This is a genomic window from Micrococcus sp. 2A, assembly GCF_039519235.1.
In the GTDB taxonomy this organism is placed as follows: domain Bacteria; phylum Actinomycetota; class Actinomycetes; order Actinomycetales; family Micrococcaceae; genus Micrococcus.
The window spans coordinates 2,313,067-2,337,724 of the sequence record NZ_CP154351.1 but is presented as its reverse complement, the minus strand read 5'-3'; the positions used below and the strand labels follow the sequence as shown (position 1 = coordinate 2,337,724).

At 65.9% G+C, this 24,658-nt stretch carries 23 protein-coding genes; 9 read left to right on the top strand and 14 right to left on the bottom strand.

From position 1 onward, the window contains the following. Positions 1 to 58 precede the first annotated feature (58 nt). Positions 59 to 559, bottom strand: a complete 501-nt coding sequence (locus AAG742_RS10790) for a restriction endonuclease subunit M (RefSeq protein ID WP_298714778.1) — start codon at positions 557 to 559, stop codon at positions 59 to 61. A 756-nt stretch (positions 560 to 1,315) separates the two neighbouring features. Between AAG742_RS10790 and AAG742_RS10785 the strand changes: the two genes are divergently transcribed. The 3 genes from AAG742_RS10785 to AAG742_RS10775 all read left to right on the top strand — a co-directional run bounded on the left by AAG742_RS10785 (position 1,316) and on the right by AAG742_RS10775 (position 3,532). After that, entirely contained in the window at positions 1,316 to 1,708 is a 393-nt protein-coding gene (locus AAG742_RS10785; protein WP_158184098.1) for an SHOCT domain-containing protein, read from the top strand. A 137-nt stretch (positions 1,709 to 1,845) separates the two neighbouring features. Next, positions 1,846 to 2,740, top strand: a protein-coding gene (locus AAG742_RS10780) for an IS5 family transposase (RefSeq protein ID WP_343282147.1) whose coding sequence is annotated in 2 segments (ribosomal slippage) — positions 1,846 to 2,202 and positions 2,204 to 2,740 — 894 coding nt in all. Because the reading frame shifts where the segments join, the coding sequence is not laid out codon by codon here. Between the two features lie 96 nt (positions 2,741 to 2,836). Continuing rightward, positions 2,837 to 3,532: a type IV toxin-antitoxin system AbiEi family antitoxin domain-containing protein gene (locus AAG742_RS10775; RefSeq protein WP_343282146.1), complete on the top strand. Its 696-nt coding sequence runs from the start codon at positions 2,837 to 2,839 to the stop codon at positions 3,530 to 3,532. Between the two features lie 9 nt (positions 3,533 to 3,541). Here the strand turns inward: AAG742_RS10775 and AAG742_RS10770 are convergent, their stop codons facing one another. Continuing rightward, positions 3,542 to 4,885, bottom strand: coding sequence for an IS256-like element ISMlu11 family transposase (locus AAG742_RS10770; protein ID WP_010078807.1), 1,344 nt, complete (start codon positions 4,883 to 4,885; stop codon positions 3,542 to 3,544). A 639-nt stretch (positions 4,886 to 5,524) separates the two neighbouring features. Beyond that, complete coding sequence (locus tag AAG742_RS10765) at positions 5,525 to 6,778, bottom strand: IS256-like element ISMlu1 family transposase (RefSeq protein WP_010078638.1); 1,254 nt, start codon at positions 6,776 to 6,778, stop codon at positions 5,525 to 5,527. Between the two features lie 226 nt (positions 6,779 to 7,004). Here AAG742_RS10765 and AAG742_RS10760 point away from each other — a divergent pair, with 226 nt between their 5' ends. The 3 genes from AAG742_RS10760 (at position 7,005) to AAG742_RS10750 (ending at position 9,926) form a co-directional block, all read left to right on the top strand. Further along, entirely contained in the window at positions 7,005 to 7,319 is a 315-nt protein-coding gene (locus tag AAG742_RS10760) for a nucleotidyl transferase AbiEii/AbiGii toxin family protein (protein ID WP_298714763.1), read from the top strand. 75 nt (positions 7,320 to 7,394) lie between these two features. Further along, positions 7,395 to 8,545 (top strand): IS3 family transposase gene (locus AAG742_RS10755; RefSeq protein WP_098471310.1). Its coding sequence is split into 2 segments (ribosomal slippage): positions 7,395 to 7,665 and positions 7,665 to 8,545, totalling 1,152 coding nucleotides; the frame shifts between segments, so codons are not numbered across the junction. 127 nt (positions 8,546 to 8,672) lie between these two features. Then, positions 8,673 to 9,926: an IS256 family transposase gene (locus AAG742_RS10750; protein ID WP_044658653.1), complete on the top strand. Its 1,254-nt coding sequence runs from the start codon at positions 8,673 to 8,675 to the stop codon at positions 9,924 to 9,926. 175 nt (positions 9,927 to 10,101) lie between these two features. Here AAG742_RS10750 and AAG742_RS10745 read toward each other — a convergent pair whose 3' ends face one another. Further along, the gene (locus AAG742_RS10745; protein ID WP_343282145.1) at positions 10,102 to 10,830 is read right to left on the bottom strand and encodes an IS3 family transposase; all 729 of its coding nucleotides are present in this window, start codon (positions 10,828 to 10,830) and stop codon (positions 10,102 to 10,104) included. A gap of 263 nt (positions 10,831 to 11,093) precedes the next feature. Between AAG742_RS10745 and AAG742_RS10740 the strand changes: the two genes are divergently transcribed. After that, positions 11,094 to 12,347 (top strand): IS256 family transposase, encoded by a 1,254-nt coding sequence (locus tag AAG742_RS10740; protein ID WP_044658653.1) that lies wholly within the window; start codon positions 11,094 to 11,096, stop codon positions 12,345 to 12,347. Here AAG742_RS10740 and AAG742_RS10735 read toward each other — a convergent pair. The 9 genes from AAG742_RS10735 to AAG742_RS10695 form a co-directional block, all read right to left on the bottom strand. Continuing rightward, entirely contained in the window at positions 12,337 to 13,026 is a 690-nt protein-coding gene (locus AAG742_RS10735) for a zinc-ribbon domain-containing protein (protein ID WP_343282144.1), read from the bottom strand. The two genes, AAG742_RS10740 and AAG742_RS10735, sit on opposite strands and share 11 nt — an antisense overlap. 178 nt (positions 13,027 to 13,204) lie before the next feature. Beyond that, complete coding sequence (locus AAG742_RS10730) at positions 13,205 to 14,050, bottom strand: nucleotide-binding protein (RefSeq protein ID WP_237069568.1); 846 nt, start codon at positions 14,048 to 14,050, stop codon at positions 13,205 to 13,207. A 7-nt stretch (positions 14,051 to 14,057) separates the two neighbouring features. Further along, the gene (locus tag AAG742_RS10725; protein WP_158491803.1) at positions 14,058 to 14,357 is read right to left on the bottom strand and encodes a hypothetical protein; all 300 of its coding nucleotides are present in this window, start codon (positions 14,355 to 14,357) and stop codon (positions 14,058 to 14,060) included. Positions 14,358 to 14,553: 196 nt separating this feature from the next. Beyond that, positions 14,554 to 15,114, bottom strand: coding sequence for a hypothetical protein (locus AAG742_RS10720; RefSeq protein ID WP_158491804.1), 561 nt, complete (start codon positions 15,112 to 15,114; stop codon positions 14,554 to 14,556). Between the two features lie 92 nt (positions 15,115 to 15,206). Continuing rightward, positions 15,207 to 16,079 (bottom strand): TniQ family protein, encoded by an 873-nt coding sequence (locus tag AAG742_RS10715; RefSeq protein ID WP_237069570.1) that lies wholly within the window; start codon positions 16,077 to 16,079, stop codon positions 15,207 to 15,209. Further along, positions 16,079 to 17,563: a TniQ family protein gene (locus AAG742_RS10710; RefSeq protein ID WP_237069571.1), complete on the bottom strand. Its 1,485-nt coding sequence runs from the start codon at positions 17,561 to 17,563 to the stop codon at positions 16,079 to 16,081. Before AAG742_RS10710 ends, AAG742_RS10715 begins: the two co-directional genes overlap by 1 nt. After that, positions 17,560 to 18,633, bottom strand: a complete 1,074-nt coding sequence (locus AAG742_RS10705) for a TniB family NTP-binding protein (RefSeq protein ID WP_158491807.1) — start codon at positions 18,631 to 18,633, stop codon at positions 17,560 to 17,562. Before AAG742_RS10705 ends, AAG742_RS10710 begins: the two co-directional genes overlap by 4 nt. Then, on the bottom strand, positions 18,633 to 20,822 hold the full coding sequence (locus tag AAG742_RS10700; protein WP_298986071.1) for a Mu transposase C-terminal domain-containing protein: 2,190 nt from the start codon (positions 20,820 to 20,822) through the stop codon (positions 18,633 to 18,635). The genes AAG742_RS10705 and AAG742_RS10700 overlap by 1 nt, the downstream gene beginning before the upstream one ends. Then, positions 20,819 to 21,439 carry a TnsA-like heteromeric transposase endonuclease subunit gene (locus tag AAG742_RS10695; RefSeq protein ID WP_196488479.1) on the bottom strand — a complete coding sequence of 207 codons (621 nt, stop codon included), beginning with the start codon at positions 21,437 to 21,439 and terminating at the stop codon, positions 20,819 to 20,821. Before AAG742_RS10695 ends, AAG742_RS10700 begins: the two co-directional genes overlap by 4 nt. 1,019 nt (positions 21,440 to 22,458) lie before the next feature. Here AAG742_RS10695 and AAG742_RS10690 point away from each other — a divergent pair. Beyond that, complete coding sequence (locus AAG742_RS10690; protein ID WP_343282143.1) at positions 22,459 to 23,349, top strand: hypothetical protein; 891 nt, start codon at positions 22,459 to 22,461, stop codon at positions 23,347 to 23,349. A gap of 112 nt (positions 23,350 to 23,461) precedes the next feature. On the opposite strand, the gene AAG742_RS10685 is transcribed toward AAG742_RS10690, so the two are convergent. After that, positions 23,462 to 23,626: a hypothetical protein gene (locus AAG742_RS10685; protein ID WP_187357819.1), complete on the bottom strand. Its 165-nt coding sequence runs from the start codon at positions 23,624 to 23,626 to the stop codon at positions 23,462 to 23,464. A 4-nt stretch (positions 23,627 to 23,630) separates the two neighbouring features. On the opposite strand from AAG742_RS10685, the gene AAG742_RS10680 reads away from it, so the two are divergent. Beyond that, positions 23,631 to 24,632, top strand: coding sequence for a hypothetical protein (locus AAG742_RS10680; RefSeq protein WP_343282142.1), 1,002 nt, complete (start codon positions 23,631 to 23,633; stop codon positions 24,630 to 24,632). The last annotated feature ends 26 nt before the right edge of the window (positions 24,633 to 24,658 follow it).

Genomic DNA, 24,658 nt, shown 5'->3' with positions numbered 1-24,658 from the left:
TGACCAGTCTCCCTGCCCGCGACCGCGGGCAACAGGACGACTCTCATAACGACTGGACCTACGAAACGGGGTCAGCCCAGTCCACCTTGTGATGGTGGGTGTAAGTGAGCATCTCGAGAGCGTGGAAGTTCTCGGCGTTGATGACCGTATGGAAGGGCTTGCCACCGCCGTTCTCGACTCGGCCGGTCTCGACGAGGCCGGGGTACATGTGATCGCGGAACTCAGCGACGACGACGAGATCGGAAATGGCCGCCTGGGCCTCCTGCTCGCCGTCGACGGCGGTCAGGCGGGCGGTGCCGGTAGTGCGGTCGATGTGGTCGACGTGCCAGAGGGTCTGGTCACCTTTCTTGGTCTCCCCGCGGGGCGGGAGTATGCGGACCTTGTCCCCCTTGCGGACGGGCCGAGAGGGCAGTTCCACGGCCTCGGGGCGGTGCCCCTCGAACACGAGTCCGAACTGGCGCTGACGCCGGGTGCGGTTCTTGATCTCGCGTTCGAGGTTGGCCGCGAGGTCTGGGTTCGTGGCGCGGACCTGGCCGAGGAGGTCAGAGAGGCTGGACATAAGGGTGGATGCCTTCGCGTGTGTGCCAGTAGGTGTCGATGGTGGCGACCTTCCGAGAGTAGGCCGGGCGTCGTTCTAACGACTGGGGCGACACGCTTTGGTCTTTCGCCACGGCCCCGGTCAAGCGCGCCCGCCGCCATGAGCGCACGGCCGGGTTCACCCGCGCCGACGAGTACGGGCCCGCGTACACATCACCAGGGGGCTTGCCACCTGAGAGGCGGGAGGCCGCCTAACCTAGAGCCGCTCCCACGGGACCACGTGGACACATCCAGACCCCCGCGGGAGCCTTCCCAGGCGCAGGCCCGCGGGGGTCTTTCCATGCCCAGACGAGTCCGCCAGGCCCTCGGGACGCCCGCGGCGTCGCCCGGGAGGCCAATCCTGTGCGTGAAGAAGCCCCCGGGAGACTCGTCCGAGTCTCCCGGGGGCTTCCCCTGTGGAACGTACAAACCGTTCCCTGGCCGTCTTGCAAACGGCCCGCGGTGCGCGAGGGGGGACTTGAACTGACCTCGACCCCCTCGCGCCGCGAATCTTGGAAGGGCGTTCTGCCGCATGAAATCAACGATCTACGGCATGTGCCCTGTGGATGACTCCACCGCGATACCTCGACCTGCAGGTTGCTTAGCACTTTCGTTAGCACTTTTGCGGCGCGCCCAGCTCTGGCTGAGGTAGGCAGGGGCCGCTTGCCGCTTGCTACCCTGGGTTCACACGAAACTCTAGGCTTGGCCCCCAACCGGGCCGGAAGGTGAGGTCAGGAACATGGACTTCTGGAGCACGATCTGGGATGCGATCTGGTGGTTCTTCACCATCTTTGTGTTCGTCGCCTACCTCATCGCACTGTTCTCAATCATCAGTGATCTCTTCCGGGACCGCGAACTCAGCGGCGTCTACAAGGCGATCTGGCTGCTTTTCCTCATCTTTCTTCCGTTCCTCACGGCGCTCGTTTACCTGATCTTCCGCGGTCGTGGGATGGGCGATCGAGCCGAGCGACAGGCACGAGAGGCCAAAGCAACGGCGGACGACTACATCCGGACTGTTGCTGGGGGACCTGCGTCTGAGATCGCGCAAGCCAAGCAGCTACTCGACAGCGGAACTATCTCCGAGGCGGAGTTCCAGAGTCTGAAGCAAAGCGCGCTGGATGGTTCCCGTTAGCGTTGTCGGGCAAGTGCACGAGCGTCCTCGCCGCGGCTACGACTGCAAACGTCTCTTCGGCAGCCGGGAAGAAGTCGACGGTGGTATCTAGGGCGTGTCTGAGAATAGATGCACGAGTCAGCTGAGACCCTGGGGACATGTCCCGGTTCCAGATGCTCTCCGACGCCCAATGGGAGTTGATCGCCCCGATGCTCCCGACCCGGACCGGCCGCGCCGGCAGGCCGTTCGCCGACGCCCGCACCATGGTGGAGGCGATCATCTACCGATACAGGTGCGGAATCGCTTGGAGGGATCTGCCCGAGGTCTACGGGCCCTGGCAGACCGTATGGACGTGGCATCGGCGCTTGGCTGAAGAAGGCACCTGGGACACGGTGCTGGAGACGCTGACCGCTGCCGCGGACGCCGAAGGCCTGATCGATTGGTCGGTCTCGGTGGACTCCACGATCGCCCGCGCACATCAGCACGCGACGAACATCACCCGCCACACAGGGGGATGGATCGAACTACAAGAATCCGCGTGAGGAGCCGGCCGATCACGGCATCGGGCGCTCCCGTGGCGGGCTGAGCACGAAGATCCATCAGCGCCTCGACGGGACCGGGCTGCCGCTGGTCAGCCTGATCACCCCAGGCCAAGCAGGGGACTCCCCGATGCTGCTTCCTCTTCTGGAGCAGCTGCGCGTGACCCGGCCAGTAGGGCGGCCCCGGACTCGCCCCGAGGCCGTGCTGGGCGACAAGGCGTACTCCTCCCGGGCGATCCGCACCCACCTACGTGCCCGTGGGATCAAAGCGGTCATCCCCGAACCGGCCGACCAGCAGGGCCACCGCAGACGGCGCGGTGCCCGCGGCGGGCGCCCCGTCGGCCTCGACGCGGACGCCTACAAGGGCCGCAACGTCATCGAGCGCCAGTACGCGCACCTGAAGCAATGGCGGGGCCTGGCGACCCGGTACGACAAGTACGCGATCGTCTACCGCGCCGCCGTGGTGTTGAACGCTGTGCTCGCGTGGTCAAAACGATTGTCAGACATGCCCTAGTCCCGATCCAGTGCTGGGGAGGGCGCATGCAGAGAATTCCCTGAGTCTGTTCACCACGGTACTTGGTTTGTTGCAACATTGGGATACAATCCAAGTATGAGGATGGTTGAGGTTCTGCGGATGCTGGGGCAGGTGACCGCATCCCAGTGGGGGATGGTCACTACGGCTCAGGCGGCCTCTCTTGGTGTCTCCCGACTGGCACTGGCAAGGGCCGCCGAAGCTGGGCATCTGATTCGACTGACGCAAGGGGTCTATAGAGAAGCCGGGGCTCCGGCCGATGAGTTCGAGGATCTACGCGCCGGATGGCTGGCCACTGATCCGACTCGTACTGCTGAGGATCGGCTGAGCGAGGGATCGGCCGGTGTGGTGGTCTCCGGAGTGAGCGCAGCGTGGCTTCATAAGATGGGGGATCTGCTTCCGGAGCCCTACCAGTTCACCACCCCTATCCGTCGACAATCGCAGCGAGCCGGCATCCACTTCCGCATTCGCCATCTCCACGATGACGAGGTGACCCTGGTGGCAGGATTGCCGGTCACCACCGCAGAGCGCACCCTGGCGGACATGGTGGCCGATCGCATCGACCTGTCCCTGGTGGCTGACGCGCTGGCGGATGCGACTCGTGCTGGTCGGGTGAACCTTCAGCGGCTGGCTGATCTACTAGGACCGGTCGCGGCACGCCAGGGCCACGCCCGCGGAGATGGGAAAGCCCTCCTCGACCATCTACTGGGCATTGCTGGTCTGGATTTTGAGAGTGTGGCCGCCAGGATGGGGCGTGTCAACTTGTCTGTGTAAGCGGGGTGGTCACAGGTAGGGGTTGATCCGGTCGGGGTAGGCCGCGGCGAGCTGGGCGAGGGCCTGCTTCCAGTTCGTGACGGCCTGGCCTTCGACGAGCCGGCCCTGGGCTTTGCGCTGGCCGGCGGGTTTGCCCCGGTCCCGAGCGCGTTCGGCGGCGCGTTTGTCTTCGATGTTGCAGATCGCCAGCCAGAGCAGCTTCACCGCCGCCTCGGTCGAGGGGAAGTGGCCGCGGTTCTTGGTCACCTTCCGTAGCTGGAAGTTCAGCGACTCGATGCTGTTGGTCGTGTAGATGACCTTGCGGAGCATGGGTGGGAACTGCAGGAACGGGATGAACCGCTCCCAGGAGTTCGCCCAGGTCGCGGCTGCAGACGGGTACTTCGTGCCGAGCTCGGAGGCCTCGAACTCGGCCAGCGCCTTCCTCGCGGTCTCTTCGTTGGGGGCAGTGTAGATCGGCTTCAGCGCGGCGGCGACCTTCTTGCGGTCCTGGTAGGCCACGAACCGCATCGCGGCCCGGATCAGGTGAACCACGCAGGTCTGGACCATCGAGTCCGGCCACGTCGCCTCGATCGCCTCCGGCAGGCCCTTGAGCCCGTCGCAGCACACGATCAGCACGTCCTGCACGCCCCGGTTGGCGAGATCGGCGCAGACGTGGGCCCAGAACGCCGAGCCCTCGGTGTCCTGGACCCAGATCCCCAGCACGTGCTTGATGCCCTCGAGGTCCACGCCGACGGCGATGTAGGCGGCACGGTTGAGGACCTGGCTGTTCTCTCGGATCTTGATCCGGATTGCGTCGAGATAGATCACCGGATAGAACTCCTCCAGCGGCCGCGACTGCCACGCCAGGACCTCTTCGCTCACGGCGTCGGTGATGTTGGAGATCGTCTCGTGCGACAGGTCCGTGCCGATCGTGGAGGCCAGGTGGTGCTGGATGTCCCGGATCGTCATTCCGCCGGCATAGAGGCTGATGATCATGTCATCCAGGCCCCCGAGGCGCCGCTGGCCCTTGGGCACCAGGCGCGGGGTGAACGACCCGCCCCGGTCTCGCGGGACGTCCAGCTCGATCGGCCCGACCTCGGACTCCACGGTCTTCGGGGTGGTCCCGTTGCGGGAGTTGGCGTGCTTCGGCGCCTCGCTCGAGCCCTTCTCGTAGCCCAGATGGCTGGTCAGCTCGGCCTGCAGGCCCCGCTCGAGCGCGGCCTTGACCAGCGCGGGCACGAACCCGCCGTCACCGGTGAGCTCGACGCCGCCCGCGTCGATCTGCGCGAATAGGGAATCAAGCTGCCCTGAGGCTTTCAGCTGCTCGACCAGGTCCTGGCCCGAGGGCTCGCCTGGGTTCTTCTCGTCGGTCATGGTCATGATTCTTACCGTTCCTCTCGGTACGGCTTACACAGACCATCTGACACGCCCCCAGGATGGCTTCCACGGAGATGGGCCCGCTGGTAGCTGCTCGCTACCTGCGCAACCTGCTGGCCCACCATCCGGGGTGCGGACCTACGCTGAACCCAGAGCTGGCCCACACGGTGCGCCAACTTCAGGAGCAACTGGCCTCCTCCCTCCCGCAACTGCATCAGACTATGGGCGCTCTTCAGCAACAAATGGCTCCTCATCTGCTGGCCCTGGAAGAGGTCCTGCGCACCAGCACCTCACTGCCCCAGCTCAATGCCGTAGACACGACCGCCATGCGTATCGCGCTGGAGCCGCTCACCAACCCCGCCTGGCAACAGACAGTTGCACGACTGCGCAGTCCACTGACCCACTCAGGAGAATCACCTCAACCCACCGCACTGACACGGGGTCCCTCGCCGACAGAAGAGGAGGAGGCCTCATCCCCACCAGTGCCTCCGAGTGGCACCTCCCCGTGAGGACGACCCCACCGCCACGAGCTCCCCTAAATGCCGCACTCAGTAACCACTCACCGGCAATACGAAGACGTTCCGATGGGTCAAGTCCCGAGTAGTGGTGTAACGCTCTGATCCTCCATTGGTGCTGTTAGGCGCTGAGTTCGAGGGTGGTTTCCGGTTCGGCGTTCACCTCGTTCCCGGTGTCGTCCACGGTGGTGAGGCGGCAGCGGGCCAACACCTCGAGGCCGAGGTAGCGGCGGCCCTCGGCCCACTCATCGGTCTGCTCAGCCAGCACCGCCCCGACCAGGCGCACGATCGCTGCCCGGTTCGGGAAGATGCCCACGGCGTCGGTGCGACGCCGGATCTCGCGGTTGAGCCGTTCGGCCGGGTTGTTCGACCAGATCTGGGTCCACACGTCCTTGGGGAACGTGGTGAACGCCAGGATGTCCGCCCGGGCACCATCGAGGTGTTCGGCCACCGCGGGCAGCTTTTCGCTGACGTAGTCCAGCAGCCGGTCGAACTGGGCGTCCACGCTGGCGGCGTCGGGCTGGTCATACACCGAGTGCAGCATGGCCTTCACGGCCGGCCACATGGACTTGGGGGTGATGCCCATCAGGTTCGCCGCGTAGTGGGTCCGGCACCGCTGCCAGGTCGCTCCGGGCAGGTTCGCGGCGATGGCGTCCTTGAGCCCGGTGTGGGCGTCGGAAGTGACCAGGCGGACTCCGGTCAGGCCCCGGGCCACCAGGTCGGCGAAGAACTCGTTCCACGCCGACCCCGTCTCCGAGGTGGCCACCCGCAGGCCGAGGACCTCGCGGTGGCCGTCACCATTGACCCCGGTGGCCAGCAGCACCACGGCGTTGACCACCCGGCCGCCCTCGCGGACCTTCATGCTCAGCGCGTCGGCGGCCACGAACGTGAACGGCCCAGCCTCCCCGAGCGGGCGATGACGGAAGGACTCGACCTGCTCGTCCAGCTCGGTGGCCATCCGCGAGACCTGGGACTTCGACAGCGCGTTGATCCCGAGGGTCTTGACCAGTTTGTCCATCCGCCGGGTCGAGACCCCGGCCAGGTAGCAGTCGGCGACCACCGTGATCAGCGCGGATTCGGCCCTTTTGCGGCGCTCGAGCAGCCACTCCGGGAAGTACGTGCCCGACCTGAGTTTGGGGATCGCCACGTCCAGGGTCCCGACCCGGGTGTCCAGGTCCCGGTGCCGGTACCCGTTGCGCTGGGTAGCTCGGCCCGGGGTGGGTTTACCCCATTCGGCGCCGACCACCGCGTCGGCGTCAGCGGAGAGCAGGGAGTTGATCACGGTCTGCAGCAACGAACGCATCAAATCCGGGGATGCTTCGGACAGGGCTTCGCCGAGCAGGCCGGCAGGGTCGACAATATGAGGAGCGGTCATCGTGATGACTCCGTTCGAGGATTCTGTGGAAGGTTGACTCGAAGGATCACACGGTGGCCGCGTCCACATCCGGAACGACGTGCCCAGTCACCGTGCGCTACACCACTCTATGGGGCACTACTTTCCGATGAAGCACCTTCAGCGCTGTGTGCTGCTTGTCCGCCCTCCACCGTGACTCCGCCCTGCGTCTCTAGCTCCACCAGCTCCTCCAATGTGAAAGGCGCCCATGACATCTGAGCAGCCCTATCCCTCCTCCGCAGCAGTCGATACCGCCATCAAGGATGCCGCACGCAACGCCCGCAAACGGGACCCTTCACGCAATGTCAGCAACATGATCCGGCAGGCCTGCTTCGATCGGTTCCTGTGCCGGGTCTTCTCCGACGGCGCAAATTCGGAGTGGGTCCTCAAGGGCGGTACAGGAATGCTCGCGCGCATCCCCTCGACTCGGGCCACCTTGGACGTGGACCTCTATCACAACGGGTTCACCCTCGATCAGGCTCTCGAAGACCTCAAGCGCCTGGTTGCAGTCGACCTGGGCTGACCCCGTTTCGTAGGTCCAGTCGTTATGAGAGTCGTCCTGTTGCCCGCGGTCGCGGGCAGGGAGACTGGTCAGATCATGACGAACAGCAGGAAGCGTCACACCCCCGAGCAGGTCGTCCGTAAGCTCGGGCAGGCCGACAGGATGCTCGCCGATGGTCAGGACGTCGCGGCGGTGTGCCGGGAGCTCGGGGTGTCCGAGCAGACGTACTACCGGTGGCGGAACCAGTACGGCGGCCTCAAGGCCGACGATGCAAAGCGCCTGAAGGAGCTGGAGAAGCAGAACGCGACCCTGAAGCGTCTGCTCGCGGAAGCGGAGCTGGAGAAGGCCGCGCTCAAGGAGCTGGCTGAGGGAAACTTCTAAGCCCGGACAGGCGCCGCGCCGCCGTCGATCACCTCAAGCGCAAGTTGCGGGTGAGCGAACGGATGGCGTGCCGTCTGGTCGGGCTGAGCCGCTCCGCGTACCGGCGACCGCTCAAGGGCGACACGGTCGCGGACCCGGATCGGGCGCTCAGGGAGTGGCTGCGCGCCTGGGCGAAGGACCATCCCCGCTACGGGTATCGGCGGGCGTATCACGACGCCCGCGCCGAGGGGTGGGTGGTGAACCACAAGAAGATCCAACGCCTGTGGCGTGACGAAGGGCTCCGGGTCCCGCAGCGGCGTCGACGCAAGCGCGTCGGGTCCTCGACCGTCGACGCGCCGACGGCGGACGCGCCGAACGTGGTGTGGGCGGTGGACTTCCAGTTCGACGCCGACGAGCACGGACGACCGATCAAGATCTGCTCGATCGTCGACGAACACACCCGGGAGTGCATCGGCGGCCTCGTGGAGCGCTCGATTACCGCCGACCGACTCACCGCCCACCTCGAGGACCTCGTCGCCGCCCGGGGCGCCCCGGCGGTGCTCAGGTCGGACAACGGGCCGGAGTTCATCAGCGAGGCGATGGCCGACTGGGCCGGCACCCGCACCGGCCTGTCCTACATCCCTCCGGGCTCGCCGTGGCGCAACGGGTACGTCGAGTCGTTCAACAGCCGGATCCGCGACGAGTGCCTCAACATCAACAGCTTCTACTCACTGCTGCACGCACAGGTCATCATCGGCGACTGGAAGGACGAGTACAACCACCACCGCCGGCACTCCTCGCTCGGCTACCTAACCCCAGCCGAGTACGCTCGGCAGTGCACCCATCAAATGGAAACCGACGACTCACAGAACGTCCGGACCGAATGAAGGGGAGTTGAGTCCCGCATAGTGGTGTAGCGCCCGGTGGTCGGGCACGTCGTCTCAGACGTGGACGCGGCCACCGTGTGATCCTTCGAGTGAACCTCTCACAGCACCCTCGAATGGAGTCATCACGATGACCGCTCCTCATATTCTCGACCCTGCCGGCCTGCTGAGCGAAGCCCTGTCCGAAGCGTCCCCGGACATGATGCGCCACTTGCTGCAGACCATGATCAACACCCTGCTCTCCGCCGATGCAGACGCGGTGGTCGGCGCCGAATGGGGCAAGCCCACCCCGACACGGTCCGCCCAGCGCAACGGGTACCGGCACCGGGACCTGGACACCCGGGTCGGCACGGTCGATGTAGCCATCCCGAAGCTGCGCTCTGGGACGTACTTCCCGGAGTGGCTGCTGGAACGCCGAAAGAGAGCGGAGTCGGCGCTGATCACCGTGGTGGCGGACTGCTACTTGGCCGGGGTGAGTACCCGGCGGATGGACAAGCTGGTCAAGACCCTGGGGATCAATGCCCTCTCCAAGTCCCAGGTCTCCAGGATGGCCGCGGACCTGGATGAACACGTGGAGTCCTTCCGCCACCGGCCCCTGGATGAGGCCGGTCCGTTCACGTTCGTGGCCGCGGACGCGCTGACGATGAAGGTCCGCGAGGGCGGGCGGGTGGTCAACGCGGTGGTGCTGCTGGCTACCGGGGTCAACGGTGACGGCCACCGCGAGGTCCTGGGGATGCGCGTGGCGACCAGTGAGACCGGTGCGGCGTGGAACGAGTTCTTCGCTGACCTCGTGGCCCGGGGCCTGGCCGGGGTCCGCCTGGTCACCAGTGACGCCCATGCCGGGCTCAAGGACGCCATCGCCGCCAACCTGCCCGGCGCCACCTGGCAGCGGTGCCGGACCCACTACGCGGCGAACCTGATGGGCATCACCCCGAAGTCCATGTGGCCGGCGGTGAAGGCCATGCTCCACTCGGTCTACGACCAGCCCGACGCCACGGCGGTGAACGCGCAGTTCGATCGGCTGCTGGACTACGTAAGCGAGAAGCTCCCGGCGGTGGCCGAGCACCTCGGTGATGCCCGGGCGGACATCCTGGCCTTCACGACGTTCCCGAAGGACGTCTGGACGCAGATCTGGTCGAACAACCCGGCCGAGCGGCTCAACCGGGAGATCCGCCGCCGCACCGACGCGGTGGGCATCTTCCCCAACCGGGCGGCCATCGTCAGGCTGGTCGGGGCGGTGCTGGCCGAGCAGACCGACGAATGGGCCGAAGGGCGCCGCTACCTCGGCCTCGAGGTCCTCGCCCGCTGCCGCCTCACCCCCGTCGAGGACACCGGAAGCGAGGTGGGCACCGACACCGACACTGCCCTCGAGCTCAGCGCCTGACAACCCCAACGAAGGATCCAACCGCTACACCACCACAAGGGGCTTGACCTGAAGGGGGCGGCTCAGCCAGAACTGGCGTTGGACCTCCCGTGAGGGCTGCGGCCTGCCAGGAGAGCGCATCGGGGCCCGCAAGGCCCGATCCGCTCTCCACTGCCGACGTGTCCCCTCGGGCACGTCACTGATCTTCCTCGCCCAGTCCTTGCTTGCCATCGCCCATACCTCCAGTGATTCCGAGAGGGTGTTGCGACGACCGATTGAATCCACCCTGGACTCCTTTATCGCTGTGATGCCGTAGCCCGGCCACGTCGTGGCCTGCACGCTGACGCGTCCAGAACGCCATCTCGAGGGCATCCAGGGCCAGGTCCGTGCGCAGCGACTTCGACAGCTGCCAGCCCAGCACCCGTCGGGAGAACACGTCGATGATGAACGCGGCGTACACCCATCCGCTGAAAGTGCGGCAGTAGGTGATGTCAGCGACCCACAGCTGGTTCGGAGCCGCCGCGGTGAAGTCGCGCTGCACCAGGTCCTGACGCTCATCCGGGCCGGGGCCTGGGACCGTGGTCCTCGGGCCCTTCGCGCGGCTGATCCCGCGCAGGCCTGCGGCTCGCATGAGCCGCTCCACCGTGCACCTGGCCACCTGCAGGCCCTCCCGCCGCAGTTGCGCGTGGACCTTTCGGGCCCCGTAGACCCCGTAGTTGGCCTCATGCACCCGCCGGATCTCAACGAGCACCTGCTCATCGCGCAGGCTGCGCGCTGAAGGAGGGCGCGTCTTGGCCGCGTAATACGTGCTCGGTGCGATCTGCGTGCCTGCTGCGGAGAGCGTGGTGCAGATCGGCTCGACACCGAACTCGTGCTTGTGTTCGTCGATATAGTCCACGATCAGCGCTGTGGGCGTCTCGAGCATCCGCTGCGAAGAAAGCCGACGCCGAGCGCAGGATCGCGTTCGCCCGCCGCAGTTCACGGTTCTCCTTCTCCAGCTCGGCCACCCGGGCGGCCTCGCTGGTCGTGATCCCGGGGCGGTGGCCGTGGTCGATCTCGGTTTGGCAGTTGAGTCCCGCATAGTGGTGTAGCGCCCGGTGGTCGGGCACGTCGTCTCAGACGTGGACGCGGCCACCGTGTGATCCTTCGAGTGAACCTCTCACAGCACCCTCGAATGGAGTCATCACGATGACCGCTCCTCATATTCTCGACCCTGCCGGCCTGCTGAGCGAAGCCCTGTCCGAAGCGTCCCCGGACATGATGCGCCACTTGCTGCAGACCATGATCAACACCCTGCTCTCCGCCGATGCAGACGCGGTGGTCGGCGCCGAATGGGGCAAGCCCACCCCGACACGGTCCGCCCAGCGCAACGGGTACCGGCACCGGGACCTGGACACCCGGGTCGGCACGGTCGATGTAGCCATCCCGAAGCTGCGCTCTGGGACGTACTTCCCGGAGTGGCTGCTGGAACGCCGAAAGAGAGCGGAGTCGGCGCTGATCACCGTGGTGGCGGACTGCTACTTGGCCGGGGTGAGTACCCGGCGGATGGACAAGCTGGTCAAGACCCTGGGGATCAATGCCCTCTCCAAGTCCCAGGTCTCCAGGATGGCCGCGGACCTGGATGAACACGTGGAGTCCTTCCGCCACCGGCCCCTGGATGAGGCCGGTCCGTTCACGTTCGTGGCCGCGGACGCGCTGACGATGAAGGTCCGCGAGGGCGGGCGGGTGGTCAACGCGGTGGTGCTGCTGGCTACCGGGGTCAACGGTGACGGCCACCGCGAGGTCCTGGGGATGCGCGTGGCGACCAGTGAGACCGGTGCGGCGTGGAACGAGTTCTTCGCTGACCTCGTGGCCCGGGGCCTGGCCGGGGTCCGCCTGGTCACCAGTGACGCCCATGCCGGGCTCAAGGACGCCATCGCCGCCAACCTGCCCGGCGCCACCTGGCAGCGGTGCCGGACCCACTACGCGGCGAACCTGATGGGCATCACCCCGAAGTCCATGTGGCCGGCGGTGAAGGCCATGCTCCACTCGGTCTACGACCAGCCCGACGCCACGGCGGTGAACGCGCAGTTCGATCGGCTGCTGGACTACGTAAGCGAGAAGCTCCCGGCGGTGGCCGAGCACCTCGGTGATGCCCGGGCGGACATCCTGGCCTTCACGACGTTCCCGAAGGACGTCTGGACGCAGATCTGGTCGAACAACCCGGCCGAGCGGCTCAACCGGGAGATCCGCCGCCGCACCGACGCGGTGGGCATCTTCCCCAACCGGGCGGCCATCGTCAGGCTGGTCGGGGCGGTGCTGGCCGAGCAGACCGACGAATGGGCCGAAGGGCGCCGCTACCTCGGCCTCGAGGTCCTCGCCCGCTGCCGCCTCACCCCCGTCGAGGACACCGGAAGCGAGGTGGGCACCGACACCGACACTGCCCTCGAGCTCAGCGCCTGACAACCCCAACGAAGGATCCAACCGCTACACCACCACAAGGGGCTTGACCAGGGGAGATCTCCCATTCGTGGCCGGCAGGACATTGCCACCACCTCGGGACGTTGGAGAAGGCAGCGACCTCATCCGGTTGCAGAGTGCCGTTGCGTGTGGGGTGCCACGAGGCCGCGACGTCTGGGGCGACCGCTGTCAGTTCACGGCCGGGCAGGGGGACAGACCGGGTCTTGGAAGACTTCTCTGCTGCGCACCGGGGGCACCCAGCCCGGAGAATCGTCCGGTTGCGGATGTTGGCCTGCCACGCGTGATCGGCCGCCCGACACCGCCACCAGACCTTCTTCTCCGAACCTGCCACGACGGCCGGCGGTCCCTCGTTGAGCTCCTGATCCCACTCTGCGGCCAGATCGGGAAACAGAACATCGAGACGGTTGGTTACGGAGGGCCGCTTGCCCGCACAGAAGGGGCAGCCGCCACGCTTGGACATGCGGATGCTGTTGGCCTGCGCCTCCCAGGTGTGGTCCGGGCCGGCCTTGCACGACCAGGTGAACTTCTTGTTCGAGCCAGCGGCGACTTCCTCCGGAGGCAGCGGGTTGCTCGCCGCGTAGCGCTCGCGCATATGAGGGACGTCCGCGATGGTCAGCCGCTTGCCGCCCCTTGGGGATGGAGGTGTCGTCGTGTGGGCCACGACTCAAAACCTACTTGCCGTCGGTTCCGCGTTCTCGGCGGTCGAGTATCAGCTGGATGTGGTCCGGTGCTACTCGTACACAGCGTGGGGGGCAGAAGGTTCGTTGCAGGAGGACAAGTCCGAAAAAATTCCGATCGCTGTTCATGGACGCTGAGAGTTTAGGATAGTCTCGACGAATTTAGAGTGCTTTGTCGAGTGAAACATCAATTCCAGCGGCCTTAAGCTCTCGGGCTAGCTCGATCTGCCACCCCTCGCCCTCTATTGAAATATAGGCAACGCCGGAGAAGTCGGTGGGGATCTCCACTGAAGGATGGTTGAGAGCGGCAACCCGGTCGCGTCCGAGAATTCCAATGAATAGCCCAAGTTCGAACACAACATTTTGCCGAGCCCTGGCTCGATTATTCTCAGATTCTCGAGGTTTCCCCTCGTCATCGGGTGTCAGGAGCACAACGGCAAATGCTGCCTGTTGTGCGTGAGAAAGGAGTTTGCCGAGCAGGTCTTGGCCCCGGTTTGGCTGGTTTGCCAGAACTATGATGTCGCGGTCGGTGACGGTTGACAGGAAGTGGCGAACGGTCTCACGCCGAGCGAGGTCATGGCCGTGCACCAAAAAGATGGGCGCATCTGCTGCCGGCTGTGACGGCGACGGGGTCATCGGGGTGTATTGATACACGTCTAGCCGATCTTCAATAGAGTCGAGAACTCGAATCTTCTCTCTGATGTCAGTTACTACTTCAGGTAGCCGATCCCAGGGAATGGTAGTAGATGCTATTTTGAGGTCCAGGAGTGCGGCAGCGGTGGCCGTGAACTCTCCCTTAGGGCTAGGGGTGAGAGTGCCGGAGACTTTGAAGCCATTCTCGAGAACTGCAGATGTCTTGCTCTCCCAAGACAGATATCTGCTTCGAAACACCGCAAGCCCGCCACTTTCTTTGGGCGTGGCGTTCAATATTGCCTCACCGTCAGCCTTGGCGGCGGCAAGTTGAATGCGAAGCTCGCTAGCGGGGCGGGAGAGTTCTACGGATCCCATGGGTGATTCAACCCTCCTCAATTACCGCATCTAGCCAGCCCTTGAGGGCGGCAAGATGAGCGTAGGCTTTGGCCCCGTCTCTGGCCGCCTCGATGATCGCATGAGCGCCAACGCCAGAGGCTTTTACCGGGGGTGCCAGGCGCTCCAACTCCGCCTTCAGACCCTCAGGGACGGAAGACGCAACCTCGTCCCGAAGCGCGTTGTAGGTGAGGGGCAATCCGTGCGCGGACTCCTCGGGGACTGCCGAGAGGGCACTGGATACGGCGCTTCTGAGGCGCTTCAACTTGGCGACGTCAACTTCAGTCATGACCACAGTCTCTACCAGATTTCGGGGCATGCGTCCTGCGGAGGGCGAGCCAGGTAAGGGGATGTGTTGCCCAGGAGTCTGTGCAGGGCCTGTTGTGTGTGCACAGGCGACGAGGAGAACGCTCCGTCTGACGAAGTCCGCGTTGCGGACGTTGCTTCCACATTGGTAACCCCGCCTATCGTCTAGGTTTCGTTTCTCACGAGCCGCTGCCGGGACCTTCGAGGCTTGGGATGGTGGTGGCTCCTCGAACCGTTTTCAGGCTGCGGGGGGCGAAGCTGAATGTCACCAGCCCCCGCGCAGCCAAGTAGTGGATGAGCCGGTTCTGCTGGGTGCGGGACCAGTGGAAGTTCTCGGCGAGCTCCGACCACAGCGGTCCTTCACCGTGCTGGGCCCAGAAGTTGTCCACCCACTGGAGGATCTCTGTCTCTTGTTCAGGGGTGATGAAAGGGTCCCGGCCGGTACGGGATTCCAGTGCCTTGATCGAGTAGATGATCTGCTCGAGCTGCCCCCAAAGCAGCTTCAACACTGCTTCCTCGGTCGGTAGCTTGCCCTTCTTGAGCAACCGGCCTGCATAGAAGCCGAGGACGGACTTCTTTGGGTAGAGCGAGACGAGCGGAATCAGGCCCTCGACCAGCTCCGGATTCGGGGAGACGTTCAATGTCTTGAGCCACTGCCTCGCTCGCTTACGATCCGCCGTCTGGTCATGGGTGGTGTCTGAGGGGATGATTGCCGGTTCAGCAGGGGGCTGGTGGGTCATATCGCACTCCATTTCGTGGTGGATGTTGTGGTGGTCGTGTGGAGAGATGGATCAGTGAGGGGATCTCTCGAAGAGACGGCGTGGGGTCTGTGTCATGGGGGAGCAAAGATCGTCCGGTCCCTTCGGACGTAAGCGGCGGCACGGATGTCTGCGGGGCGTGGAGCTGGCCGCGCCCGGCCCGACAAGGTCGAGATCTCAGCCGGGACTCCCTCTGAGTATTCAGGCTGGACCGCTGTGGTGGGTGCAGACAGACCCATTGCCGCCGAGGTGAGTGCTTGGAGCTGTCTGAGGTAGGTGGTGCCCTCGAGAGCGATGGCAGCCACCTCGACCTCAGCGCCGCGGAGGGCGCGCTCGACGCGTCGTTGCTGTTGCAATACCGGCGGGGGCGCGGAGAGCGGGGAGATCCGGCTCAGGTCGAAGGGGCACCGTTTGCCCTGTCCTTGGGGGCGGGGGTTGCCGCAGCGTGCTCCGGGGCCGGCGGGCCGGAGCGCGCCGTGATGTGTCGTACGCAGGGGCTTCTGGCAGCCGGGGCAGTCGGTCGCGAGGAGACGATCGTGGTCTAGGCACGCGGTGACCCAGGCCAGACGCCACGTGATCTTCCAGACTCCGGTCTCGGCCAGGCACCAGGGGCAGGCCTGGGAGCGGTTGAGCAGCACCCATCCGTGGGCTACCACGGACCGGGTTCCGTGACGGTTCTGGCTGTCGATGAACGGGATGACCGGGTATCGCGTCAACAGGCAGTCCCGCAGGAGTCCCCGGTCGGTGCCGGTCCAGGAGGCCAGCACGTCCAGGATCGGGGGCGGTGGGGCGATGTTCGTGAAGCGCAGGGGCGCCCGGGCTTCGGTGGTCAGCTGTCGAACGAAGCCGCTGGTGGTGACCCCGTTGGCAGTGGCCACGCGTTCGAGATAGGAGTCCAGAGCTTCCTCGGGGGCGGGTCTGGGGCGGATGGGCAGCAGCGTCGACATCAGGCGCTCCTCTGATGGGCGGAAGCAAAAGTGGGAAAGGAGCTGCCGGCCGCGGAGGCGATCGCGGCCCAATCCTCACCGCGGACATGGGTGTCGAAGGCCTCGAGCAGTCGCAGACGAGCTTCGGGGTCGAGGTCGGCGTGGAAGCGGTCCACGGACTCGAGGGAGAGATCGGGAGCGGGGCCGGAGTCCGGCAGGCCGCGGGCGTACTCCACCCATGCCCATGCCGGGACGAGGGTGCGGGCCGGCCAGAACGGGTGCCGGGGCAGATGTACGGCGGGGATGCGGGGCAGGGAGGGGACAGCCAGGAGGGTCCCGCGTCGGTAGGCGTAATCGACGAGCCCGTCGTCCACGAGAGCCTGCGCGCGGGCGAGCAGCCGGTCGCACTCGCCCGGGGTCAGGGTGCCCCGGGTGCGGACCCGGGTGAGCAGGTCGTGCTGGTTCACGACGGCCGGGATGCCGTGCGCGACGAACACGGCGCTGCCGGTGGCGTCCTCGCCCAGTGCCTCCAGGAGCAGGGTGTGCAGGGCGAGGGCTTCGAACGCCTGGTCTTCCAGGTCACGGAGCCGCGACCAGCGGGTTGACCGCCAGGGATCGACCACGGTGGGGATGTGCTGGGGCCGCAGACCGGTGGCTGCGCAGAGGTCCGTGAGCTGGCGCAGAAGGGCGCGTCGCCGGGCCCGGGCCAGGGCCAGGGCGGTCGGGCTATCGGGCTGGAACGGTGCTGGGGCGACGACGGAGCTCGAGGGCAGCGAGTCCTGGTGCTGCAGCTGCTGCAGGTGCGCTCGGGCGCGGGATTCGTTCAGCAGCGCGGGGTCCAGCGTGGCCAGCTGCTTCATCACGATGCCTGGTTCGCCGGGCGGATGGGTTCCCCGCTGATTCCCTGCTGGCCTGGAAGTGCCCCCGAGGGGCGGTCGGGGCAGGACGTCGCCGTCAGGCTCGTGGGCATCACCGGCGGCACAGATGCGGCGCAAGACCGACAGGTGGGACCTGGAGGCCTTCGACCCCTGCAGGGCCCTCGTCGTCAGCTCGTCCAGGCGTCGGAGACGGGCCAGCTCCTCTGTGGTGGCGGCGCGGGTCGGCGTGAAGGTCCGCTCGTGGGTCAAGAGGGTGTGGCAGCGCAGGCAGACCGGGGCCAGGGCCAGGCGCCAGCGCAGTGCCCGGTAGCCGGTCAAGGGGGTGCAGCTTGGGCAGAGCCAGACGTCGTGCCGGTGCAGGGCCCATCCGCGGCGGTGGTGGAGGCCGCGTCCGCGGAGGATCAAGGGCCAGCCGGCCATGGTCATCCTCCTGATCTGGCCGGCGTCCAACCCGGTGCTCCGGTGCACCGCGTCCGTCAGGCCCGGAGGCAGATCGGCGTCGGCATAGCGGGGCGGCAGGGCCAGGGGAGGGGTCAGGCCGGTGGCGTTGAACCGGCGCACGTATCCGCTCAGAGACTCGCCGACGATCGGGGCGAGAGCGGACGGTGGATGCTCTTGGTCGGTCACCTCTTGGCCTTGCGGTTCTGCTCCCGGCGGGAGGTCAGGGTGGCTTCGCGGGCCAGGTCCGCTTCGGCGGCTTCGGCCCGCGCGGACAGGCGCACGCCCTGCAAGTGCTCACTGACCAGCGTGGTGTCGCCCTGGTCAAAAGCGTCGAGTAGGGCTGTGGTGATCAGCTGGTGAGTGTCCCCGAGGTGGCCCTGGGTACGGGCCCATATCTGTCCTGCCAGTTCTCGGGTGAGGGTTCCCTCGGTCGCCGAGTCCAGGTAGGGCATGAACTTCTTCTCGGCCCCGGCCAGCAGTTGCTGCCATGCCACGCGCTCGGTGGTGTCCTGCTGGACGGTGTAGGGCTGCAGAGCGAAGGCGTGCAACCGGGCGGCCACCTGGGGGTCCTGGTAGACGGGGCCGCCTTCCATGTTGGCGCCGACGAGCACGAGCGTGCCGTCGCGTTCGCCCATCATCGTGTTCAGGAACTTCACGTAGTCGAGGACGTCGCGGGCGCGTGCCTGTTTGGCTCGGAGCATGTGGGCATCGTCGAGGATGAGCAGCTTGACTCCGTGCCGGGCGACGGCGTGGACCAGCAGGGTGGTGTCCTTCGTGGTGCGCCCCATGATCGGGTAGCCCAGGTAGCTGAGGATCGCGGCATTGACATCGGGGACCTCGGAGGCAGCGCGCAGGGTGATGTAGACCTGGGGGATCCAGTGTGAGGGGGAGCCGCCACTGTCGGTGCGGGAGGGGAGCTTGTCGACAGGCTGGTCGTGCATCATGCGCTGATAGCGGTCTTGCGCGTAAGACTTGATGAACGTGGACTTGCCCACCCCGTTGGGCGCGGACAGACCGATGATGGTCTTGGCCCCGGACCGGGCGTACTCGTTGCGCTGCAGGACCCGGTCCATGCCGCGCCGGATAGCCGCTGTGCGGTCGCAGTCGAGGGTGGAGGCGCACATCCACCGATGCATCCGCGTCCAGTACTCGTCCTGGTCTTGGGTGGAGAGCGTGGAGAACTCTCGCAGCAGCACGGGTTCAGGCGGGGCGGGTGCCGGGGTCAGGGCCTGGGTGTGCCAGAGCAGGGCGTCCATCAGATCTCCTGGGCATAGTCGGGCCAGGGTTCGAAGAGCCCGGCGAGCCCGTTGGTGGCGGTACGGTCCGGCATCGCATCCGGCGGGACGAGACGGAGGTGCCGTCCGCCGTGTTCAAGGTCGGTGGGGGCCTCCGGGGTGGTGAGGCGGTGGGCGAGGGCGGCTTCGTCGTGGTCGCGTCGGGCTTGGTCGAAGCGCATGCGGGAGGCGGCCATCGTGGTGGTCCACGTCTCGTCGGCTCGGGTGTGGGCCAGGTGCCCAATCTCTTCGATGAGCTGGCGGTCGATGAGCGCGCCGGTCAGAGCCTTGGGCCCGCCGCGGGCCCGGATGCGCCGGCGGGCCTCGTCTCGGACGACGTCGGTCAGGGGTGCGTGCAAGAGGTGACGGTTGCGCCAGGGGATCTCGTGGATACGGTCAGTGTCCGGGTGGCGGAACCAGAGCCGGGTGGCGTCCCTGGGGTCGTAGTGGAACGGGACCTTGGCGTCCTCGTCGCGGAACCGACCGGGGATCTTGCTTCGGAACTCATCCAGGACGGCCGCGTCGTAGGTCATGTTCTTGTACTCGACGCCGGCATGGCCGGGGGTGAGCCACCGGGTGGGCAGGAACTGGTAGATCAGATCCGGGTGCTGGGGGACGTGGATCCGGCCGGTGGTGGCCAGGATCCAGTCGAACATCTCCAGCGGGGAGATATTCACCTCGGGTGCCCCGGGCAGGGCCAGTCCGGTGTGGGGGCGGCGGTGGTAGTCCAGGGCGATGAACTGCCGCAGCTGCCGCTCGAGGTCGGCTGCGGTGAGCAGGGGTGCCTCGGCCACGACGCCGGTCCAGCTGCCACGTTCGGAGACGTTCCGGCCCTTGTAGCCGGGCAGCTGCTGGTAGAAGCGCTGCAGGGTCTCGTGGAAGCGTTCGATGTGCGGATTGTCCGTAGGGCGGGTGCCGCGAGAGTGGCTCAACGTGATCGACCAGTGCAGGGCGAGCCGGCGCAGCTGTTCGCTGCGGAAGATCGATCCGTTGTCCATGCGCAGGTGGGTGGGCGTCATCGCGGGGATCGCATGTTCACCCAACCCACTGGCGGGGTCATTGGCCAGTGGGGAAGCCTGCTCGGGCAGTTGGAGCGAGGTCGGGACCCCGCACCATCGCCAGTCACTGGCGCCGTCCTGATCGATGAGCATCGACTGCGGCCGCATCGCGTCGTAGAGCAGCAGGGCGACCTCGGTGGCGCTGACCGACTTGGGGAACACCCGGACGGCGACGATGACTCGTGCCGGGACGCTCATGATGGTGGCGATCTCCACGCTCATGGGCTTGCCGGTGAACTCGTCGTAGATGAGGTTGTCGGCGCGGGTGACGTCCGTGGCGCAGTGGCCCAGGTGGTGGAGGGCGGCACTGGCAGTGGAGGAGATCTTCCGGTGCCGGCGCGAGCGGTGCGCCCGGGTGGTCTTGCCCAGCTGCGCGAACCGGTGACTGAGGTAGTCGCTGACCAGCCGCTGGGGCAGGTGGGCGTCGGTGATGCCCTCCGCATGCATGCGGACCTGGATGCGCCGGTGGATCTCCTGCCGGTTGGTCGCGGAAGCGGACCCGTCGAACCGGGCGAACTCCTGCTCCGCGATCTTTAAGAACCTCGGGTCCAGGGCGCCGAAGCCTTGGGCGCTGCGCAGGGCGCGTCCGTCCACCAGGCCACGCAGCCCGGAAGCCTGCCACCGCCTTACCCAATGGTGCACGGCACGGGGCGTGACGCCGGGACTGTCGAGCTCACCGTCCTGGACCCGGCGCATCAACTCCCGGTCCGCGGACTTCTCGAAGCTGACCAGCCGAGCCATCGCCTCGCACTGAGCGCTCACACTGGCCTGGGAGAACGGGCCGAACGGTACGACCGGCTCATGGGGCTGCGCGAGCGAGGCCAGCCCGCTGCGGAACCCAGTGAGAATCTCCAGGACGCACTCCATCTTGAAAATGGCGTCCTGCTGCACCTTCTCCGGCAGCTGGTCCCACCACGGGTGCAGGGCAGCATCCACGGCCTGAGCCTGCCCGTCGATCGTGGGCCGGATGATCAGGTCGGTCCAGGGGACGAGCTTGGCCGGTTCGTTGATCGTCTCCAGCTCCACGCCCAGTGCCCACATCGATTTCACCCGGGCCGGGCCGGCGTCGGTGAGGACGCGGTCGCCGATGTTCAAGTCCACGGAGAAGTTCATCTCGGCTCCCATCGCACCGGCGTGCTGGTTTTCAGGGGCCGGGTGAGATCCAGCTGCAGACGTCCGTCCCACGCCCAGTGCCACATCGCTGAGATCAGCTCCCCGGAACCGTCATCGGCGCCGAGCAAGGTCCCGATGGTGGCGGAATTGGTGCAGGCGAGCCTCTCGAGCGTGTCCCGGAGGTCCGCATACCAGGGCATCGAGTGCCGGTAGCTGGAGAGCCAGCGCAGGTTGATGGCGTGTACCTCGGGCAGGCCGCCGAAGAGCTCGTAAGTCCACCCGTTGTGCTCGCACACCGCGCGGGTGCACCGCGCGGCCTCCCAGAACTTGGGGTCCCGACGACCTTCCGGGCGGACGTCCCAGACCGTGACGGCCCCCTCGTGAGTGAGAGTCAGCAGGTCAGGGGTGTGCCGCCGGGTCCCGCCGCTTTGTCTGGCCCACGTCACGGTCAGCGGCTGCCCAACCAGCCTGTCCTGGGCGGGATCTCGGTCCAGGACGAGGACGAGCTCCTGCTCCAGCCCGGACTCCACTGCGACGACGTCCGTGTTCGTGGCGCTGAATGTCTGCACGGGAACGTGTCGGCTCAGCGCGTGTGACCGCGGGGTCCGCACGGACATGATGGTGCCAAGGTCGGGCAGGGGGTCGGTGGGGTGGCAGAGGACAGGGCCCTCCGGAGTGGAGAACTCCAGATGGCTCCAGGGTGTGGCTGGTCCTCCGCCGGCGTCACCCATAAGCTGGGACACGGCGGTTCCTTCGATTCAGTTCGCGTTGTATCAGGGCCGCTACTTGGAGGGCGTGGCGGTTGCACCCGTCGCGCCCTCCCGCGCATCTGTGATCAGAGTCAGCTCACGCGGGCGGCCTACGCAGACGGTAACCTGCACGAGCGCGAGGCGCAACAGGATAGGTCTCATGACGCTCTGTCGCCCGGGGCTGAACCCGGGTCAGCATTAGAGCTACATCTCTCGACCCGCCTGCCGACCATGTAGATCTCATCATCTCGCGCCCATCGACGAAGGTGACCCATGTGTATGGTTAGACACCCGAGGAACCGCTAAATTTCCCCTCGCCTTTGGGGGACTTGCGCGGATTTTTCATGAGTCATAACATGATTGCAGGTGTGCGAGCACTTCCCCCGCGGATGAAACCAACTCGAAGGTGATGTAGTGCATATGTCTCATGAACGTGGTGGCGTGGGCGGGGCGAGGACCCCTTCGATCGTCCGGACTCTCGCTCGGGTGAAGCGGGGCAGCTGGGCCGAGATCGACGACGCGTTGGTGCGCGGGCTGCGACCCGCTGAACAGATGCGGTGTCTGCATCCGGACTGCACGAACATGTGCGCATGGCCGACCGACTCCAGTGCTGGCCGGCCGCAGACCTTCTGCAGCCGCAACTGCCGCCAGAACTTCGAACGCACGCGAATGCGCTTGCGGGATGAGATTGGTGTGCTCACCGAGTTGTGTAACCGAGGAGGCGCCCCGGTGGAGACGCGTCGGGCCATCGAGGTCGGTATAGCCCAACGTTCGTGGATGTTGCGTCGCTACCCCGACCTCAATCCAGAGCAGCGGCTAGGACCGGCACCCGACACGTCAGCAACGCGGCCGGGACAGCGCTGAGTAGCGAAGATGAGAAAGACGCGGTGAACATGAATGCATCCGGTCTGGTGGCCGACATGGGGGCATCCAAGGCGGTCCGGGCATGTGGGCTCTGCGGTGCCCAGGGAAAGATGAGCCGCACGCACGTGCCGCCGAGAGCGGCTGGCAACGACGATCGCGTGGAGCGTGCGCCAGACCGGTTTGTCGGGCAGCTCCGTGAGCCCGGCCGCTGGAACAGGGGTGGCATGTGGGTCCGCGGCCTCTGTAAGGCGTGCAACAGTCGTTGCGGTGGCGAATACGACAGGGCCTACGCCGACTTCTCCACGCAGGTGCAGCGGTTGACGACCTTGGGTGCGCGGCGTTTGGCCATCCATCCGGGGGCCGTGCCGGACGTGAGGTTCGCCCCGGGTGCCGTGATCCGTTGTGTGCTCTATGGCATGTTCGCTCTGAACAGCGGGCTGAGCACCCGGTACCCGAGCCTTGCGCAACAGTTGGCAACGGAGGACTACCACCGTGGTTCCAGCGTGGACTGGCCTGCTGATCTCAGTTTGAGGCTGGGCCTCTCAGACCCCCGTTTCCCACGAAGTGGGTTGTTGGCCAGCAGGGTCTGGGCCGTCCGGGTGCTCGAGCGCTCTCAGGCTCACACGTCGCTGGCCGACATCGTCTGGCCACCACTGGCATGGTCGCTGGTTTGGGCTGCCAACCCTCTGGGAGCCGTAACGGGAGAGCCGCAGATTACCGAGCACCTCCCTGACGTGAGTGAGTGGCTCACCTATGGGCCTCACCGAGACTCCGTTGACCTTCGGAACCTGGTCACTCACCTTCCGTACGCGACACACCCACTTCTCACGGGCGACGACACCTGGATCGAGATGTACCCGGATAGGGAAAGCGAAGACCGGGCGATCACGGTCTTTGGTCGGAAAGCCTTTTAGCGATTGTGGCCTGAGGTGGTGAACGAGGCGGTGTAGCTAGGTTCTGCCTGCCGTCGCTACAGGTGCGTCAAGGTCGAGGGCGTATCTCTAAAGGCGCTCCAAACGAGGGGCGTCAGTCGATCACGGCGGCTGTCGCTTCGACTTCCACGAGCTGGCGGTCGTACCCAAGTGCGGCAACTCCGATCAGCGTTCCCGGCACATCACGGTCACCAAATGCGTCGCAGACGACCTCCCAGGCCGCCGCGAGTTCAGCCTTGTCGGAGGGGGAGACCAGCACACGGGTGGCAATGGTGTCCGCTGGTCAGCACAGCGAGGGGCATCTCACCGGGCATGCTTGGTGGATGAGTTCCTTTGGAGCGGGGGCGTCCCCGCGCTTTGATGACGCTGGGAAGCTGGCTCTCAACAAGATTCGGGAGGCCAAGCTCACCCTCAGACAGCTACGCGCAACGCACGCCAGCTATCTTGATTCGGTTGAGGTGGGTTTTGATCCGAGTGTCTTTCAATCAAAGACTGTGGTATGGGCGGCCCGCATCCGTCCGCCGATCGAAAGCTCGGATATATCTCGGCCCCTGCGCTATCTCATCCATGATCTTCGTGCAGCGCTGGACAACATGGTGCATGGTCTCGGAGTCTCCACAGGGGTGGACGAGAAAGTGTTGCGGTCGAACTCATTTCCGGTGGTGCAACACGAAGCGGAATGGAAGAAGCAGTCGGCGTCACGACTCAAGCAACTGCCCCCTGTGATCGTCGAGCGGGTCAAGCGAGTGCAGCCGTTCGCGTCGCCTCGGACTTATCCGGTTCCTCCACACCCGTTGAGTCTGCTCGCTGAACTCAGCAACGTTGACAAGCATCGGGATGGCTTCATCGCTGCGCTGGTTCCAAACCCATCGGGTGTGCATCAGCTAGGAGAGATCCAGTTTGAGGTGCCAGTCGAACTGTCGGAACAGGCGTTTGCCCCCACGAGGGACCCGGCATCGGTCAACGACATCATGAGGTTCCTTCCCGACTCGAGTGACGGCGTAGTGCGCAACGGTGACACCGTCCTGGAAATCGACCTCCCGGACGCGGCAGACCTCAACCTCGAGACACTCAAGTCATTGGATCTGCCGTTGACCGTCACAGTGGTCTACGACCAGAGTCAAACCGGAGGCTTCCCGTACCTCCCGATCGTGATTGACGCATGGACGTACGTCCGGGATGTCGTCCTGTATGTCACGGGGCAATCTGAGGAACCACCGCACCCGGCCGAGCTGGCCCGTCCCGCGCCTGAATGGGATGAGTGACGACGGCCGCTCGTCCTTTATGGATC

Bases quoted from the DNA above. Each gene is read 5' to 3' on its own strand.
- AAG742_RS10715 (WP_237069570.1), bottom strand. From the start codon at position 16,079: ATGTCGACGCTGCTGCCCATCCGCCCCAGACCCGCCCCCGAGGAAGCT.
- AAG742_RS10760 (WP_298714763.1), top strand. From the start codon at position 7,005: ATGACATCTGAGCAGCCCTATCCCTCCTCCGCAGCAGTCGATACCGCC.
- AAG742_RS10750 (WP_044658653.1), top strand. From the start codon at position 8,673: ATGACCGCTCCTCATATTCTCGACCCTGCCGGCCTGCTGAGCGAAGCC.
- AAG742_RS10720 (WP_158491804.1), bottom strand. From the start codon at position 15,114: ATGACCCACCAGCCCCCTGCTGAACCGGCAATCATCCCCTCAGACACC.
- AAG742_RS10785 (WP_158184098.1), top strand. From the start codon at position 1,316: ATGGACTTCTGGAGCACGATCTGGGATGCGATCTGGTGGTTCTTCACC.
- AAG742_RS10770 (WP_010078807.1), bottom strand. From the start codon at position 4,885: ATGACCGACGAGAAGAACCCAGGCGAGCCCTCGGGCCAGGACCTGGTC.
- AAG742_RS10790 (WP_298714778.1), bottom strand. From the start codon at position 559: ATGTCCAGCCTCTCTGACCTCCTCGGCCAGGTCCGCGCCACGAACCCA.
- AAG742_RS10740 (WP_044658653.1), top strand. From the start codon at position 11,094: ATGACCGCTCCTCATATTCTCGACCCTGCCGGCCTGCTGAGCGAAGCC.
- AAG742_RS10765 (WP_010078638.1), bottom strand. From the start codon at position 6,778: ATGACCGCTCCTCATATTGTCGACCCTGCCGGCCTGCTCGGCGAAGCC.
- AAG742_RS10745 (WP_343282145.1), bottom strand. From the start codon at position 10,830: ATGCTCGAGACGCCCACAGCGCTGATCGTGGACTATATCGACGAACAC.
- AAG742_RS10730 (WP_237069568.1), bottom strand. From the start codon at position 14,050: ATGGGATCCGTAGAACTCTCCCGCCCCGCTAGCGAGCTTCGCATTCAA.
- AAG742_RS10725 (WP_158491803.1), bottom strand. From the start codon at position 14,357: ATGACTGAAGTTGACGTCGCCAAGTTGAAGCGCCTCAGAAGCGCCGTA.
- AAG742_RS10695 (WP_196488479.1), bottom strand. From the start codon at position 21,439: ATGTCCGTGCGGACCCCGCGGTCACACGCGCTGAGCCGACACGTTCCC.
- AAG742_RS10705 (WP_158491807.1), bottom strand. From the start codon at position 18,633: ATGGACGCCCTGCTCTGGCACACCCAGGCCCTGACCCCGGCACCCGCC.
- AAG742_RS10775 (WP_343282146.1), top strand. From the start codon at position 2,837: ATGAGGATGGTTGAGGTTCTGCGGATGCTGGGGCAGGTGACCGCATCC.
- AAG742_RS10700 (WP_298986071.1), bottom strand. From the start codon at position 20,822: ATGAACTTCTCCGTGGACTTGAACATCGGCGACCGCGTCCTCACCGAC.